At 42.8% G+C, this 15,510-nt stretch carries 15 protein-coding genes; 13 read left to right on the top strand and 2 right to left on the bottom strand.

Translation table 11 applies throughout. From position 1 onward, the window contains the following. Positions 1–15: 15 nt before the first annotated feature. The 9 genes from rpsK (at position 16) to R8695_RS12905 (ending at position 8,033) form a co-directional block, all read left to right on the top strand. Positions 16–411, top strand: coding sequence for a 30S ribosomal protein S11 (gene rpsK / locus R8695_RS12945; RefSeq protein WP_008707283.1), 396 nt, complete (start codon positions 16–18; stop codon positions 409–411). Positions 412–430: 19 nt separating this feature from the next. Then, positions 431–1,024 carry a 30S ribosomal protein S4 gene (rpsD, locus tag R8695_RS12940; RefSeq protein WP_008707284.1) on the top strand — a complete coding sequence of 198 codons (594 nt, stop codon included), beginning with the start codon at positions 431–433 and terminating at the stop codon, positions 1,022–1,024. A gap of 115 nt (positions 1,025–1,139) precedes the next feature. Then, positions 1,140–2,099, top strand: a complete 960-nt coding sequence (locus R8695_RS12935) for a DNA-directed RNA polymerase subunit alpha (RefSeq protein WP_118509296.1) — start codon at positions 1,140–1,142, stop codon at positions 2,097–2,099. Between the two features lie 104 nt (positions 2,100–2,203). Continuing rightward, the gene (locus R8695_RS12930; RefSeq protein ID WP_118509297.1) at positions 2,204–2,740 is read left to right on the top strand and encodes a bL17 family ribosomal protein; all 537 of its coding nucleotides are present in this window, start codon (positions 2,204–2,206) and stop codon (positions 2,738–2,740) included. A gap of 185 nt (positions 2,741–2,925) precedes the next feature. Next, positions 2,926–3,849 (top strand): phosphatidylinositol-specific phospholipase C/glycerophosphodiester phosphodiesterase family protein, encoded by a 924-nt coding sequence (locus R8695_RS12925; RefSeq protein ID WP_154780831.1) that lies wholly within the window; start codon positions 2,926–2,928, stop codon positions 3,847–3,849. Next, entirely contained in the window at positions 3,839–5,176 is a 1,338-nt protein-coding gene (locus R8695_RS12920; RefSeq protein ID WP_118509299.1) for a MurT ligase domain-containing protein, read from the top strand. The genes R8695_RS12925 and R8695_RS12920 overlap by 11 nt, the downstream gene beginning before the upstream one ends. Continuing rightward, the gene (locus R8695_RS12915) at positions 5,173–5,895 is read left to right on the top strand and encodes a type 1 glutamine amidotransferase (RefSeq protein ID WP_118509300.1); all 723 of its coding nucleotides are present in this window, start codon (positions 5,173–5,175) and stop codon (positions 5,893–5,895) included. The genes R8695_RS12920 and R8695_RS12915 overlap by 4 nt, the downstream gene beginning before the upstream one ends. 4 nt (positions 5,896–5,899) lie before the next feature. Beyond that, positions 5,900–6,511, top strand: coding sequence for a WCX domain-containing protein (locus R8695_RS12910; RefSeq protein ID WP_118509301.1), 612 nt, complete (start codon positions 5,900–5,902; stop codon positions 6,509–6,511). A gap of 34 nt (positions 6,512–6,545) precedes the next feature. Then, positions 6,546–8,033 carry a substrate-binding domain-containing protein gene (locus tag R8695_RS12905; protein WP_243139578.1) on the top strand — a complete coding sequence of 496 codons (1,488 nt, stop codon included), beginning with the start codon at positions 6,546–6,548 and terminating at the stop codon, positions 8,031–8,033. A gap of 84 nt (positions 8,034–8,117) precedes the next feature. Here R8695_RS12905 and R8695_RS12900 read toward each other — a convergent pair whose 3' ends face one another. Next, complete coding sequence (locus R8695_RS12900; protein ID WP_154780832.1) at positions 8,118–8,690, bottom strand: xanthine phosphoribosyltransferase; 573 nt, start codon at positions 8,688–8,690, stop codon at positions 8,118–8,120. Positions 8,691–8,887: 197 nt separating this feature from the next. On the opposite strand from R8695_RS12900, the gene R8695_RS12895 reads away from it, so the two are divergent. The 3 genes from R8695_RS12895 (at position 8,888) to R8695_RS12885 (ending at position 10,408) form a co-directional block, all read left to right on the top strand. Beyond that, positions 8,888–9,115: a hypothetical protein gene (locus R8695_RS12895; protein ID WP_118509303.1), complete on the top strand. Its 228-nt coding sequence runs from the start codon at positions 8,888–8,890 to the stop codon at positions 9,113–9,115. Positions 9,116–9,180: 65 nt separating this feature from the next. Beyond that, the gene (locus tag R8695_RS12890; RefSeq protein ID WP_118509304.1) at positions 9,181–9,528 is read left to right on the top strand and encodes a metal-sensing transcriptional repressor; all 348 of its coding nucleotides are present in this window, start codon (positions 9,181–9,183) and stop codon (positions 9,526–9,528) included. Positions 9,529–9,580: 52 nt separating this feature from the next. Next, on the top strand, positions 9,581–10,408 hold the full coding sequence (locus R8695_RS12885) for an Mrp/NBP35 family ATP-binding protein (protein ID WP_118509305.1): 828 nt from the start codon (positions 9,581–9,583) through the stop codon (positions 10,406–10,408). 76 nt (positions 10,409–10,484) lie between these two features. On the opposite strand, the gene R8695_RS12880 is transcribed toward R8695_RS12885, so the two are convergent. Beyond that, entirely contained in the window at positions 10,485–11,363 is an 879-nt protein-coding gene (locus R8695_RS12880) for a LysR family transcriptional regulator (protein ID WP_008707308.1), read from the bottom strand. Positions 11,364–11,621: 258 nt separating this feature from the next. On the opposite strand from R8695_RS12880, the gene R8695_RS12875 reads away from it, so the two are divergent. Continuing rightward, positions 11,622–15,386, top strand: a complete 3,765-nt coding sequence (locus tag R8695_RS12875; RefSeq protein ID WP_118509307.1) for a phosphoribosylformylglycinamidine synthase — start codon at positions 11,622–11,624, stop codon at positions 15,384–15,386. Positions 15,387–15,510: the final 124 nt, after the last annotated feature.

Below are 15,510 nucleotides of genomic sequence, written 5' to 3'. Positions count from 1 at the left end.
TAGGTTAGTTTTAAAATGGCTAAAGTGACTAAAAAAGCGACTGCAAAACGTCGTGTCAAGAAAAACGTTGAACACGGACAGGCACATATTCAGTCTTCTTTCAACAATACAATTGTTACTCTGACTGACAATGAAGGAAACGCTCTTTCATGGGCAAGTGCTGGTGGTCTTGGATTTAGAGGTTCAAGAAAATCTACTCCTTATGCAGCACAGATGGCAGCTGAGACTGCAACAAAAGCTGCACTTATTCATGGGTTAAAAACTGTAGACGTTATGGTAAAAGGACCAGGATCAGGACGTGAAGCTGCAATCCGTGCCCTTCAGGCTTGCGGACTGGAAGTAACAAGCATCCGTGACGTAACTCCGGTACCACACAATGGTTGCCGTCCACCAAAACGCAGAAGAGTCTAATTTAGGAGGTATTTGAGAAATGGCAGTAAATAGAGTGCCTGTTCTGAAAAGATGCAGATCCCTTGGCCTGGATCCGATTTATTTAGGAATTGATAAAAAGTCCACAAGACAGTTAAAACGTGCAAACCGTAAAATGTCTGAGTATGGTTTACAGTTAAGAGAAAAACAGAAAGCAAAATTCATCTACGGAGTTCTGGAAAAACCTTTCCATAACTACTATGACAAAGCTGACAGAATGCCGGGACAGACTGGTGCAAACCTTATGATCCTTCTTGAGAGCAGACTTGATAACGTAGTATTCCGTATGGGATTTGCCAGAACAAGAAAAGAAGCTCGTCAGATCGTTGACCACAAGCATGTACTTGTAAACGGAAAATGTGTAAACATTCCTTCCTACCTTGTAAAAGCTGGTGATCAGATCGAGATCAGAGAGAAATCTAAAGGTTCTGAAAGATACAAAGGTATCCTTGAAGTAACTGGTGGACGTCTTGTTCCGGAATGGATCGACGTAGATCAGGAGAACTTAAAAGGAACTGTAAAAGAGCTTCCTAACAGAGAAGCAATCGATGTTCCAGTAAACGAGATGCTTATCGTCGAGTTGTACTCCAAATAATCATTAGGATTATTTACACATATAATTCAGTGGTTGATTTATATCTTCCACTGAATTGTAGTATTTGAATGAATACCCTCAAACTTTTATTAACCCAGAAGGAGGGAACCCTATAGTGTTTGATTTTAATAAACCTAAAATCGAGATTACCGAATTATCTGAAGATAAAAAATTTGGCAGATTCGTAGTTGAACCTCTGGAAAGAGGATATGGAACTACACTTGGAAATTCTTTAAGAAGAATTATGCTGTCTTCCCTGCCGGGTGCAGCTGTAAGCCAGGTTAAAATTGATGGTGTGCTTCACGAATTCAGCTCCATTCCGGGCGTAAAAGAAGACGTAAGCGATATTATCATGAATCTGAAGAGCCTTGCTATTAAGAACCACAGCACAGACAACGAGCCAAAGACTGCATACATTGAGTGTGAAGGCAAAGGTGTTGTAACTGCTGCAGACATCCAGGCTGATCAGGATATTGAGATCATGAATCCGGATCAGGTAATTGCTACCTTAAACGGTGGCAAGGACTGCAGACTTGCTATGGAACTTACTATTACAAAAGGCCGCGGATATATCAGCGCTGACAAAGGTAAATCTGATGATATGCCTATCGGTGTACTTGCAGTTGATGCAATCTACACACCAGTAGACAGAGTCAACATGATCGTAGAGAATACACGTGTTGGTCAGGTAACTGATTATGATAAGCTGACACTGGATGTGTACACAAATGGTACACTTGATCCGGATGAGGCAGTAAGCCTTGCAGCAAAAGTATTAAGTGAGCACTTAAGCCTTTTCATTGACCTTTCCGAGAATGCAAAGACCGCTGAGGTTATGATCGAGAAAGAAGACAATGAGAAAGAAAAAGTTCTGGAAATGAGCATTGATGAACTTGAGTTATCTGTTCGTTCCTATAACTGCTTGAAGAGAGCCGGCATTAATACGGTTGAAGAATTATGTAACAAGACTTCTGATGATATGATGAAGGTTCGTAACCTTGGACGTAAGTCATTAGAAGAAGTTCTTGCGAAACTGAAAGAGCTGGGATTACAGCTTCAGCCTACAGAAGAGTAAGAACATTCTTAACGAAGAGATATTATACGGTGGGAATGCCTAAGCAGTCGGACAGTAAGACCGAACAAGCGTGCCCGGCTGTCCCACAGATGGAGGAAAATTAAATGGCAAAGTATAGAAAATTAAGCAGAACTTCTGATCAGAGAAAAGCATTACTGAGAAACCAGGTAACAAATCTGTTATACAACGGAAAGATCGTTACTACAGAAGCTAAAGCAAAAGAAATCCGTAAAATCGCTGAAGGCCTTGTAGCTATGGCTGTTCGTGAAAAAGATAACTTCGAAACTGTTACTGTAACTGCTAAAGTTGCTCGTAAAGACGCTGAAGGCAAGAGAGTAAAAGAAGTTGTTGACGGAAAGAAGAAAACTGTATACGATGAAGTACAGAAAGAGATCAAAAAAGATGCTCCTTCCAGACTTCACGCTCGTCGTCAGATGATGAAAGTTTTCTACCCAGTTAAAGAAGTACCTGCAAAGGGCGCTGGTAGAAAGAAAAACACAAAAGACGTAGATATGGTTGCTAAGATGTTCGATGAGATCGCTCCAAAATACACTGACCGTAACGGTGGTTACACAAGAATCGTTAAGATCGGACCGCGTAAGGGCGATGCTGCAATGGAAGTACTGATCGAATTAGTATAATATTCCCAATTTTAACAATGGAAACTGTGTATATATGGTGAAAACTGTATATACGCAGTTTTTTTTCTGTTTTTTTGTCCTTGATTATTATACGCAGATAGCGTAAAATCGTAGAGTATAGAATTTACAGGTTACTGAGAACAGAATGAACAGTAGCGATAAATCAGAACCAGGAGATCATTAAATTGGAACACGATAAGAAAAAGCAGGAACACAGGTTCAGAATATTGTTTCACAGTCTGCTCCTGTTTGTGGAAATTATTTCGGTATCCGTATTTTTGTGGGGCCAGAGAACTTCACAGACTTCTGTTGTAACTCCTGAATTTTCCTGGGACCATTATGAAACCATAGCTCATGCACTGGGCGGGATCGGTGATAAAACTTATCTCAATTCCAAGGAGAGTTTTCTGGCTGCTTATCAGATGGGCTGCAGATTGTTTGAGGTAGATCTGACGCGAACTTCTGATGGAGTGTGGGTATGTCGTCATAGCTGGAAACAGTCGCTGGGACAATGGGACGGAGAGGAAGCGAAAGTTCTTTCCTCAGAAGAATTTCTGGCAAGCCCCATATATGGGAAATATACACCTCTGACATTTGAAGACCTGATGCTTTTACTGAAAGAGTATCCGGATGCATTTGTAATGCTGGATTCCAAACAGTATTCTCTGCGAAATTACCAGACAACGCTGGATGATTATGTGGATTATCTGGACATGGCACGGGAGGCAGGAGCGGAAGATGCCATTGATCAGATTATACCGGAAATCTATAACCAGGCAATGTTTGCAGGAACAGCTCTGTTGTATCAGTTCCCTGCATATATCTATTCCCTGTGGAAAGAATATTCAGAAGAGGAACTTGGCGAGATCGCAGAATTCTGCCAGGAGAAGGGAATTGGAGCAGCGACAATCTACTATAAGTACTGGTCTGAGGATGTTCAGAAAATATTTGACGAAAATAATATAAAATTATATATTTACACAGTAAATGATCTGGATGCTGCCAGAGAATATAGGAAAAAAGGTGCAGCCGGTATCTGCTCGGATTATCTTCTGGATACAGATCTGGATTTTGATAAAAAAGGAATTAAAATAAACTATGAAAATTAGAGTAATGATTGCTGTCAGTGCAGCAAAATTAGTTGGATATATATGTAAGAAAATGGGAAGACAGGGTGTAACCTGGGCTGGTAAAGTTGCCATAAAGATCTGTCCGGACATTCTGGAACAGCTGTCTTCTCAGGTAAAAAAAGGCATTTTTGCGACCTGTGGAACCAATGGAAAAACGACCACCAACAATATGCTCTGTGCTGCCCTGGAGGCAGAAGGACAGAAGGTGATCTGTAATCATACAGGATCCAATATGCTCAACGGCGTTGTGGCTGCCTTTGTTCTTGCTGCGAAATGGAATGGAAAGATTGATGCAGACTATGCCTGTATTGAGGCGGATGAAGCATCTACCAGACATATTTTTCCACGAATTAAGCCGGATTATATGCTTCTGACCAATCTTTTCAGGGATCAGCTGGACCGATATGGGGAAATTGATATCACCATGAATATTCTGGAGGAAATGATGCGTAAGGTTCCGGGAATGCAGATCATTGTAAACGGAGATGATGCATTATCAGCTTATCTTGCCATGGATACGGGAAATACTTACGTAACATATGGGATCAGCAGACCTGTTATGGAATCAGCAGCCAATGAGATCAGGGAAGGCCGTTTCTGTAAATGCTGCGGGGAAAAGCTGGAGTATCGTTTCTATCATTACAGCCAGCTGGGAGATTATTACTGTCCGAAATGTGGGTTTGCCAGACCGAAGCTGGATTTTGACGCAGAGGATGTAAAGGTTGGAGATCAGCTGAGCTTCACCGTAGATGGAAGGCATATTGTTGCCAATTATAAAGGATTTTATAATGTGTATAATATACTGGCTGCCTATGCGGGAGTCCGTACAGCGGGATTTACAGGAGAACATTTCCAGGAGATGCTTCGTAAATTTAATCCTGAGAATGGACGAATGGAACAGTTTCGTATAAAAGGAACCGGAGTGACACTGAACCTGGCGAAAAATCCGGCTGGTTTTAACCAGAATATTTCAGCGGTGATGCAGGATCCATCTCCGAAAGATATTATTATTGCCATCAATGATAATGCCCAGGACGGTACGGATATTTCCTGGCTTTGGGATGTTGACTTTGACCTGCTGGGACAGGAGAGCATTAAATCTATCACAGTCAGCGGTATCCGGTGTCAGGATATGCGTCTTCGCCTGAAATACGTAGATATTCCATCTATGCTGGAAGGTGATGTGGAGAAGGCGGTCCGTGCTCGCGTGGAAGATGGCGTAGGAAATCTCTATGTGCTGGTAAATTATACGGCATTGTTCAGCACGAGAAATATCCTGAAGAAACTGGAGGGTGAGAAATCATGAAAATTACTATCGGACATTTATACCCGGATCTTCTGAACCTCTACGGAGACAGGGGAAACATCCAGTGCCTTATGAAAAGATGCCAGTGGCGTGGAATCGAAGCGGAAACGATCCCATTTGAACTGGATGATAAGATCGATTTTTCCGGATTGGATATTGTACTTCTGGGAGGAGGATCTGACAGAGAACAGATGCTGGTATGCGAGAAGCTGAAAGAAATCCAGAAGGATTTTAAGGAATATGTGGAGGATAACGGCGTGGTGATCGCAATCTGTGGCGGTTATCAGCTTCTGGGAAATTATTATAAAACAGACCAGGGAACCATAAAGGGACTGGAACTTGTAGATATGTATACAGAACAGGGAGAGGGACGTCTGATCCAGAACATTGTACTGAAGAGTGATCTGTTCGAGATGCCTGTGGTAGGCTTTGAGAATCATGGAGGACGTACCTGTATCAATAATAACAAGCCGCTGGGAAAAGTAGTCTACGGTGCCGGAAATGACGGGAAATCAGGATATGAGGGAGTCGTATATAAAAATGTGATCGGCACATATCTTCACGGACCTCTTCTTCCGAAGAATCCACAGCTTGCGGACTGGCTGATCAGCCGTGCCCTGGAGAGGAAATACGGAGAGAAAGTGGAGTTAAAACCACTGGACGACAGTCAGGAAAAAGAAGCAAATGAGTATGTTTACCACAGATTTGTAAGGGGATAATTTTATGGCGAGATCATATAATCAGAAAGCAAAAGTATTATATCTGGAAAGAATGCTCAATGAAAGCAGCAAGGAGAACCCTGTTACCATGCAGGAAATCCTGAACAGACTGGAAGAACAGGGAATCAAGGCAGAGAGGAAAAGCATTTATGATGATATGGAAACTCTGCGTGAATTCGGAATGAAGATCCAGTACAGACGTGGCAAAGAAGGCGGCTATTATCAGGAGGAAAATGAGTCCGGGGCTTCTCAGGTACAGATAGAACAGAAGACAGAGCTGCAGACCACAGAACCACAGGCTGAAGCGAAGAACGAGAAAATGCAGATTTCAGTAAACATACCGAAGCAGGATGAGAATTCCAAAGAAATAAAACTCCTTTGCAGAAATTCTGTGAGGAATGAGGTGCGCAGAGTACTGGGGGATGGTTTTCCCTGTAAATTAAAGGGAGACGACAGTTTCGTAGTGAACCTGCAGACAGAGCCGGATAAGGCCTTTTTCGGCTGGCTGGTATCCATGGGCAGAAGCGTGCATATCTTAAAGCCAAAGAAGGTGGCTGCTGCTTACAGAGACTATCTGAAGAGCATTGCCAGAGATTATAAGGGAATTGAGAAATAAAAGCAACACAATGACACGTAGAAAGGATCATGCTATGAAAAAAAGAACAGCAGGAATTTTGCTGGGAGCAGTGGTTACTTCCATGCTCCTGTCGGGATGTGGAAATAATGAAGCAAAAGAAGCTGCAAATGAAAGTGCCCAGGTAGAGGAAGAGGGCGTGGGAGAACTTACAGAGGAAGGCGAGAAAGTGGAAGGTGAAATTACCGGCTCTGCAGAGAACGACACGGATTCAGATTCAGCAGAGAGCAGTGATTTAACTCAGAAAGATACAGTGGAAGAGGAATCTGACAGTGAAACAGAAACAAAAGAGCCGGAAGGAATCATAGGTGTTCTTCTTCCTGAAAACGATGACAATGCTGCCAGTGATGAGGAAAAAATGACCCAGACCATTGCAGAAGGCGGATATGAAGCACAGGTAAAAAATGCAGAAGGGAATTCTTCTGTTCAGATTTCACAGATCCAGGAATTTATTGATGAGCAGGTTTCTGCTATGATCATTGATCCGGTGGATCCGTATGCGCTGAAAGATGTGCTGGAAACTGCCAAAGAAAACAGTATTCCGGTTATTTCCTATGATAAACTGATCTGTGACACTGCAGCTGTAAATTATTATGCATCTTATGATACGAGAGCAATCGGTCAGGAAATTGCCAAAGAAATTGTAAAGAAAATGGATCTGGATAAAGCCAGAGATGATAAGAAATCTTATACCATTGAATTTCTGATGGGATCTCCGGATGATAACGGGGCGCTTTTTTTGAACAATGGAATTATGGAAGTGCTTCAGGAATATTTGGACGACGGAACTCTGGTATGTAAGTCAGGCCTTACTGCGTTTGACGATACCGGAATTATGAGATGGAGTGAAAATTCAGCCAGAGAAAGGATGGAATCCATTATCAGTGAATTCTATACCCAGGAGAAAACACCGGATATTATCTGCACTGCCTATGATGGATTCACCTATGCGGTGCAGGATGTGTTAAGAGAACAGGAACTGGTACCTGGAAGTGAAGAATGGCCAATGATCACCGGTTGTGGAAGTGAGGCACAGGCAGTGAAGGATGTGGCAGAAGAAGAACTTTCCTTTACCACATTTACGGACAGAAAGGAACTGGCACAGGGCGGTGCACAGATGGCGATTGATTATCTTACAGGAGAAAAGGTGGATGTAAAGGATTATTCCCAGTATGATAATGGAGTGAAGATCGTAGGTACTTTTACCTGTACAGCACAGATCATAGATAAAGATAATTATCAGATCCTGGTAGACAATGGAACTTACACAGAAGATGAGATTAAACCGGATCCTACCCCAACCCCGACACCTGTACCGGAGACAACATCTGTACCACAGGTAACAGAAGCTCCGGAAGATGTTCAGACATCATCTGCAGCTGAAGAATTAACCGGGAACGCGCAGGCATGTGTAACTCCACAGCCGACTCAGACATCGGAAACCTCCGTATCTGAACAGCCGACTTCCACACCGGCAGCCAGAGTTACATTAAAGCAGTCATAAAAATAAGGCAGAAGCGTACTTAAAATGCAGCGCTTCTGCCTTGTTTTATAAAGTCTTATTTATACTGATCAGGAAAAGAAAGGATCAGTCTCTGAATGTAAGGGAATCATCAGACATGGAATCTACGATGGCAAGAGATTCCAGACGGATACCCATATCACGGATCTGCTGACCGCCGTGCTGGAAGCCTTTTTCAATAACGATACCGGCACCTTCCAGGGTTGCTCCGGACTTCTTTACGATATCGATCAGTCCCAGAAGAGCACATCCGTTTGCAAGGAAATCATCGATGAGAAGAACGTGGTCCTCCGGTCCGAGGAATTTCTTGGAAAGGATCACATCATATACTTTCTTGTGTGTAAAAGATTCTACCTTTGTAGTATACATTTCGCCGTCCAGATTTACGCTCTGAGCCTTTTTGGCGAAAATGACAGGTACATCGAAGTACTGGGCAGCAATACAGGCAATACCGATACCGGAAGCTTCGATAGTAAGGATTTTAGTAATGGGACAGTCAGAAAAACGGCGTTTGAATTCTTTACCGATTTCATTGATGAGAGTAATATCCATCTGATGATTTAAGAAACTGTCTACTTTTAAAATATTTCCCGGTTTTACAACTCCATCCTTAAGAATTCGGTCTTTTAAAAGCTTCATAGATTTCTCTCCTTTTGTATATGTAATTATTTTGCTATTGGTAATTACATCTATGATACGCTATAATTTCTTTAAGTACAATTATTTTTGACAAAAAAGAAGAAAATAATTATAATATCCTGAAATAGATGGAAAAAATTCCACGCAGGATGAAATAAGACGAATCAGGAAGAGAAAAAATAAGAGAGGTATTGATCATGAAAGAATATGAGCTGATATGGGAAATTTTTAATAAATGTCCACGGAACCAGATGCGGGATGTATTTGTGGAGGAATTGGAACTGGATGATCCCGAGGAATATATCAGAAATAAATTCAAGGGAAAAGAAGTTTCTTATGAAAAAACAGTCCTCGAAGACGGCACGATCATATTTGACATTACAACTTCCCAAATAAAACAGCGTTGTTCCTTTACAGAAATTTGATAAATGTGGTATAATATTACTTACGGCATAAGATAAACATGTTCTGAAACAGAGAGGAGAATGTTATGGACGAAGAACAAAAAACACATGTACATGTGCTGGAGGATGGTACTGTAGTTGAGCATTCTCATGAGGAACATGTACATCATCACAGTCATGCGCATACGAAGGCTGTACTGAACAGGATGTCAAGAGCCATTGGACATATGGAATCCATCAAGCGTATGATCGAGGACGGCAGGGACTGCAGCGAAGTTCTGATACAGCTGTCAGCAGTGAAATCTGCCATCAATAATACAGGTAAGATCATACTGCAGGATCATATCGAACACTGTATTGTAGATGCAGTGGAGCATGGTGATAAAGATGCGATCAAAGAGCTGGAGATCGCAATCGACAGATTTATGAAATAAGATCAGTAATCAGCGCACAGATCCTGTGCGTAAATATAAAGGAGAAAGTATTATGGCAAAAGAATGTAGCAACACTTCATGTGACAAGTCAAGCTGTGAAGGCTGTTCCAGTAAGAAACCACAGAGCCTTCTTGCAGAGATGAATGCTCACTCAAATGTAAAACATGTGATCGGAGTAGTCAGCGGTAAGGGTGGAGTAGGTAAATCCTTTGTGACAGGTTCTCTCGCCAATATGATGGCTGCCCAGGGATATAAAGTTGGTATCATGGATGCAGATATCACCGGTCCTTCCATCCCGAAAATGTACGGGCTGAAGGGTGCAGCACAGGCCAATGACGACGGAATCTTCCCGATGGTGACAGCCAATGGGATCAAGGTAATGTCTATTAACCTTCTGCTTCCTACAGAAGATACTCCTGTTATCTGGAGAGGTCCGGTACTGGCAAATATGGTAAAACAGTTCTGGACAGATGTTATCTGGGGCGACGTAGACTATCTGTTTGTGGATATGCCTCCTGGAACAGGTGATGTTCCGCTTACAGCATTCCAGTCTCTGCCGATCGAAGGAATCGTGATCGTAACATCACCTCAGGATCTGGTTAAGATGATCGTTAAGAAAGCCTTTAATATGGCTGAGATGATGAAGATACCGGTACTTGGAATCGTAGAGAACTACAGCTATGTGAAATGTCCGGACTGCGGAAAAGAGATCAAAGTCTTTGGTGAGAGCCATATTGATGAAATCGCAGCAGAGCTGAAGGTTCCTGTACTTGGAAAAATGCCGATTGATATGGATTATGCAACCAAGGCAGACGGCGGATTCTTTGCAGCAATCGATAATCAGTATATTACTGATGCACTGGCTGTAATGCCGAAATAAGAAAAAGAAGTTCTCATTCAGTAAGAAACGCGATTATAAAAATTGTTGTTTCAGTACTGAGTGAGGACTTCTTTTATTATATGGAAGTAAACATTTCAATAAAGCGTTCAGCAGCCTGAGAGACAGTAAGACTGTCATGCTGGGCAAGTATAAGCTGACGTCCGGGAAGAGGCTCTTTTAACATGAGCGGTGTCAGCTGATCATTTTCTTTTAACATATAATCAGGAACACAGGCAATTCCCAGTCCGATCCGTGCCAGGTCCAGAAGCAGGTCATTACTGTTTAACTCTACTTCAGGAAGAAGCTTGAGATTATGGGCTGTAAATGCTTCCCGCAAATATTCGCTGGTGGTACTTTTGGGGGAAAGCATCAGGATCGGATAGTTCAGAAGCTCCTGCAGTTCGGTCTGAACAGTGTGTACAGGAAAGTAATCCGTATTGGCAACGAATACATCGTGGAATTCTTTTAGCACACGTGTCTGAAAATGACTGCCAAGCCTGGAATTGGGACAGTTGCATACAATAAGATCTGCCTGACCCTTTTCCAGAAGCTCTGCACAGCCGATGGAGGTACTGTTTGTGACTTTAATGCGGACATCAGGATAGGTCTGATGGAATTTCTGCAGATAATCAATGAGAAAATACCGGCAGATCGTATCGCTGGCAGCGATACGCAGCTGACCTTTCAGCAGATTGTCTCCGGACAGGAGAGATTCTCCCTCATCCAGAAGCTGGAGCGCAGGTTTTACATGCTGGAGCAGAAGTTCTCCTTCAGGAGTTAATAATACTTTCTTGGTACTTCGGATAAAAAGAGGATGATTCAGCTTTTTTTCCAGAGTCTTGATAGACTGGCTGACTGCTGACTGGGAGATAAAAAGCTGCCGGGAAGCTTCAGAGAAGCTGAGGGTGGTGGCAACATAGTAGAATACTTTGTATAATTCCAGATTAATATCCATAGAAATAAATCCTTTCATAAAATAATGTGATGATACAAATTGTCGGCAACAATGGAACTTTAGATTGTATGTCTCGGGATTTTGGCATACTCATTCCCCAATATCTCGTCGACAGTGGAGTGTGAACGGTGATTAATTAACTGTATTAATAAAAAATATAAGATATATTAATTTTACTAATGATATTTCCTATGATACTATAAAAGAAGCAATAGTCAAGCATTTTTAAAACAATGCATACATAAGAAAGGAGTTTCTATGAGTAACGTAAGACGTGTCTATGTAGAAAAGAAACCGGCCTTCGCTGTACAGGCAAAGGAATTAAAACATGAGATCAGCAGCTATCTGGGAATCAAATCCGTAACAGCAGTCCGTGTGCTGATCCGCTATGATGTAGAGAATATTTCTGATGAAGTTTTTGATAAAGCATGCAAAACTGTTTTTGCAGAGCCACCTGTAGACGATTTATATCTGGAAAATTTTGAGGCAGCAGCAGGCTCCCGCATTTTCTCAGTAGAATTTTTACCGGGACAGTTCGACCAGAGAGCTGATTCCGCTGTTCAGTGTGTACAGTTCCTAGATGAGAACGCACAGCCTATCATTCGTTCCGCAACTACTTATGTGATTGAAGGAACTATCACAGATGAAGAATTTGATGCCATCAAGCATCACTGCATCAATCCTGTAGATTCCCGTGAGACAGGTCTGCAGAAACCGGAAACACTGGTAACTGTATTCCCGGAACCGGAAGATGTTAAGATTTTCGATGGATTCAAGGAGATGCCGGAAGCAGAATTAAAGGAACTTTATGCTTCCTTAAATCTTGCAATGACATTCAAGGATTTCCAGCATATCCAGCATTATTTCAAGGAAGAAGAGAAACGTGACCCGTCTATGACAGAGATTCGTGTACTGGATACCTACTGGTCTGATCACTGCCGTCATACAACCTTCTCCACAGAGCTGACAGATGTAAAATTTGACGAAGGTGATTACAAGGCACCGATCGTAGATACCTACAACAAATATCTTGCTGACAGAGAAGAGCTTTACAAGGGTCGCAAGGACAAATTTGTCTGCCTGATGGACCTGGCTCTGATGGCTATGAAGAAACTGAAAGCAGAAGGAAAGCTTGCTGATCAGGAAGAATCTGATGAGATCAATGCCTGCAGTATTGTAGTTCCTGTAGATGTTGACGGTAAAGAAGAGGAATGGCTGATCAACTTCAAGAATGAGACACATAACCATCCTACTGAGATCGAGCCATTCGGTGGTGCAGCTACCTGCCTTGGCGGTGCGATCCGCGACCCGCTTTCAGGACGTACCTATGTATATCAGGCAATGCGTGTAACTGGTGCGGCAGATCCTACTGTTTCTGTAAAAGAAACTCTCAAGGGTAAACTTCCGCAGAAGAAACTGGTAAGAAGCGCAGCTCATGGTTACAGTTCCTATGGAAACCAGATTGGTCTTGCAACAGGTTATGTAAAAGAAGTTTATCATCCAAATTATGTGGCAAAACGTATGGAGATCGGTGCTGTTATGGGTGCTGCTCCCAGACGTGCGGTTATCCGTGAGAATTCTGATCCGGGAGATATCATTATCTTACTTGGAGGACGTACAGGACGTGACGGTATCGGTGGTGCTACCGGTTCTTCCAAGGTTCATACAGAAGCTTCTATCGAAGTGTGCGGCGCTGAGGTTCAGAAAGGTAATGCTCCTACTGAGCGTAAGATCCAGCGTATGTTCCGCCGTGAAGAAGTCAGCCATATCATCAAGAAATGTAATGACTTTGGTGCAGGCGGTGTTTCCGTTGCTATCGGTGAGTTGGCAGCAGGTCTTAGAGTAGACCTTGACAAGGTTCCGAAGAAATATGCAGGTCTTGACGGAACTGAGATCGCAATTTCCGAATCTCAGGAACGTATGGCTGTCGTAGTTGATCCGAAAGATGTAGATACTTTCCTTGGCTATGCAAATGAAGAGAACCTGGAGGCAATTCCTGTTGCTGTTGTAACAGAGGATCCTCGTCTGGTACTTGTATGGCGAGGTAAGGAGATCGTAAATATTTCCCGTGCATTCCTGGATACCAACGGTGCACATCAGGAAACAACTGTAGAAGTAGAAATCCCGAATAAAGAAGGTAATCTCTTTGAAGAACGCCCGGACGTTGCAGATGTAAAAGCAAAATGGATGGAAACTCTTGCAGACTTAAATGTATGCTCCCAGAAAGGACTTGTGGAAATGTTCGACGGTTCTATCGGAGCAGGCAGCGTATTTATGCCATATGGCGGTAAATATCAGCTTACAGAAACTCAGTCCATGGTTGCAAAAGTTCCGGTACAGAATGGCAAGACAGATACCGTAACCATGATGAGCTATGGTTTTGACCCGTACTTATCTTCCTGGAGCCCATATCACGGAGCTGCTTATGCAGTAACAGAATCCGTTGCAAGAATTGTGGCTACAGGCGGTGACTATAAGAAAATTCGTTTCACATTCCAGGAATACTTCCGTCGTATGACAGAAGATCCTAAGAGATGGAGCCAGCCTTTCGCAGCACTTCTCGGTGCTTATGCAGCACAGATGGGATTTGGACTTCCATCTATCGGTGGTAAGGACAGTATGTCCGGTACATTCAATGATATTGACGTACCTCCGACACTGGTATCTTTCGCTGTTGACGTTGCGAAGATCCAGGATGTGATCACACCGGAATTAAAGAAAGCAGGAAACAAACTGGTATGGCTTCGCGCGCCGAAGGATCAGTATGATCTGCCGGATTATGCAGGAATCATGGATCAGTATGAAAAACTTCATAAAGATATGCAGGACGGCAAGGTTGTTTCTGCTTATGCACTTGACCGCCATGGTATTGCAGCTGCAGTTGCAAAGATGGCATTTGGTAATGGCATGGGCGTGAAGATCGAACATAACCTTGATCCGAGAGATTTCTTTGCACCTGGATTTGGTGATATTATCCTGGAAGTTCCGGATGGTAAAGTTGGTGAGCTTTCCATCACTTATACAGTGATCGGTGAAGTAACTGCTGACGGTAACTTCTCCTATGGAAATACAGTGATCACTGTAGGCGAAGCTGAAAACGCATGGAAAGGTACTCTGGAAAAAGTATTTAAGACAGTTTCTTCTGAGAATGACAAAGAGGCAGCTGACAGAGATGAGAAACTTTATCGTGCAGACAGCATTTATGTATGCAAGAACAAAGTTGCGAAACCTCGCGTATTTATTCCTGTATTCCCTGGAACAAACTGCGAGTATGACAGCACACGTGCATTCGAGCGTGCAGGTGCAGAGGTGGATGTAAAAGTATTCAAAAACCTGACTGCTGAAGATATCCATGACTCTGTAGAGCTTTTTGAGAAAGCAATCGATCAGGCACAGATCATCATGTTCCCGGGCGGATTCTCCGCAGGTGACGAACCGGATGGTTCCGCGAAATTCTTTGCAACTGCATTCCAGAATGCGAAGATCAAAGAAGCTGTTATGAAGCTGATTAATGAAAGAGACGGTCTGGCACTTGGTATCTGTAACGGATTCCAGGCTCTGATCAAGCTTGGTCTTGTACCTTACGGTGAGATCTGTGGACAGAAGGCAGATTCTCCTACACTGACATTTAATACCATCGGACGTCATATCTCCAAGATGGTTTATACTAAGGTTGTTAGTAATAAATCTCCTTGGCTGCAGAAGGCACAGCTTGGTGGTGTTTACTGTAACCCGGCTTCACATGGTGAGGGACGTTTCGTTGCTAATGAAGAATGGCTGCAGAAACTGTTTGCAAACGGACAGGTTGCAACTCAGTATGTAACTCCGGATGGACAGCTCAGTGTTGATGAAGAATGGAATGTCAATGGTTCTTATATGAACATTGAAGGTATTACCAGCCCGGATGGACGTATCCTTGGTAAGATGGCACATAGTGAACGTCGCGGGGATGGTGTTGCTATTAATATCTATGGGGAGCAGGATATTAAGATCTTTGAGTCTGGAGTGGAATATTTTAAATAAACTCCACCCTTGAGCTTCTTTTTTAGGAGCGCCGGGATTGTATGAACAATTGTATAGGGAGTATAATCTCTAAAAAAGATGTGATTTAACGAAAGGGCGGCTGCTTGGGCAGCGCCCTTTTTTG

This window comes from Blautia luti, from assembly GCF_033096465.1.
GTDB lineage: Bacteria > Bacillota > Clostridia > Lachnospirales > Lachnospiraceae > Blautia_A > Blautia_A luti.
The sequence above is the reverse complement of the archived record's forward strand: the minus strand, read 5'-3'. Positions and strand labels throughout refer to the sequence as shown.

Coding starts and splice junctions, on each gene's coding strand:
- R8695_RS12875 (WP_118509307.1), top strand. CDS start 11,622: ATGAGTAACGTAAGACGTGTCTATGTAGAAAAGAAACCGGCCTTCGCT.
- R8695_RS12900 (WP_154780832.1), bottom strand. CDS start 8,690: ATGAAGCTTTTAAAAGACCGAATTCTTAAGGATGGAGTTGTAAAACCG.
- rpsK (WP_008707283.1), top strand. CDS start 16: ATGGCTAAAGTGACTAAAAAAGCGACTGCAAAACGTCGTGTCAAGAAA.
- R8695_RS12920 (WP_118509299.1), top strand. CDS start 3,839: ATGAAAATTAGAGTAATGATTGCTGTCAGTGCAGCAAAATTAGTTGGA.
- R8695_RS12880 (WP_008707308.1), bottom strand. CDS start 11,363: ATGGATATTAATCTGGAATTATACAAAGTATTCTACTATGTTGCCACC.
- rpsD (WP_008707284.1), top strand. CDS start 431: ATGGCAGTAAATAGAGTGCCTGTTCTGAAAAGATGCAGATCCCTTGGC.
- R8695_RS12905 (WP_243139578.1), top strand. CDS start 6,546: ATGAAAAAAAGAACAGCAGGAATTTTGCTGGGAGCAGTGGTTACTTCC.
- R8695_RS12930 (WP_118509297.1), top strand. CDS start 2,204: ATGGCAAAGTATAGAAAATTAAGCAGAACTTCTGATCAGAGAAAAGCA.
- R8695_RS12915 (WP_118509300.1), top strand. CDS start 5,173: ATGAAAATTACTATCGGACATTTATACCCGGATCTTCTGAACCTCTAC.
- R8695_RS12910 (WP_118509301.1), top strand. CDS start 5,900: ATGGCGAGATCATATAATCAGAAAGCAAAAGTATTATATCTGGAAAGA.
- R8695_RS12895 (WP_118509303.1), top strand. CDS start 8,888: ATGAAAGAATATGAGCTGATATGGGAAATTTTTAATAAATGTCCACGG.
- R8695_RS12885 (WP_118509305.1), top strand. CDS start 9,581: ATGGCAAAAGAATGTAGCAACACTTCATGTGACAAGTCAAGCTGTGAA.
- R8695_RS12890 (WP_118509304.1), top strand. CDS start 9,181: ATGGACGAAGAACAAAAAACACATGTACATGTGCTGGAGGATGGTACT.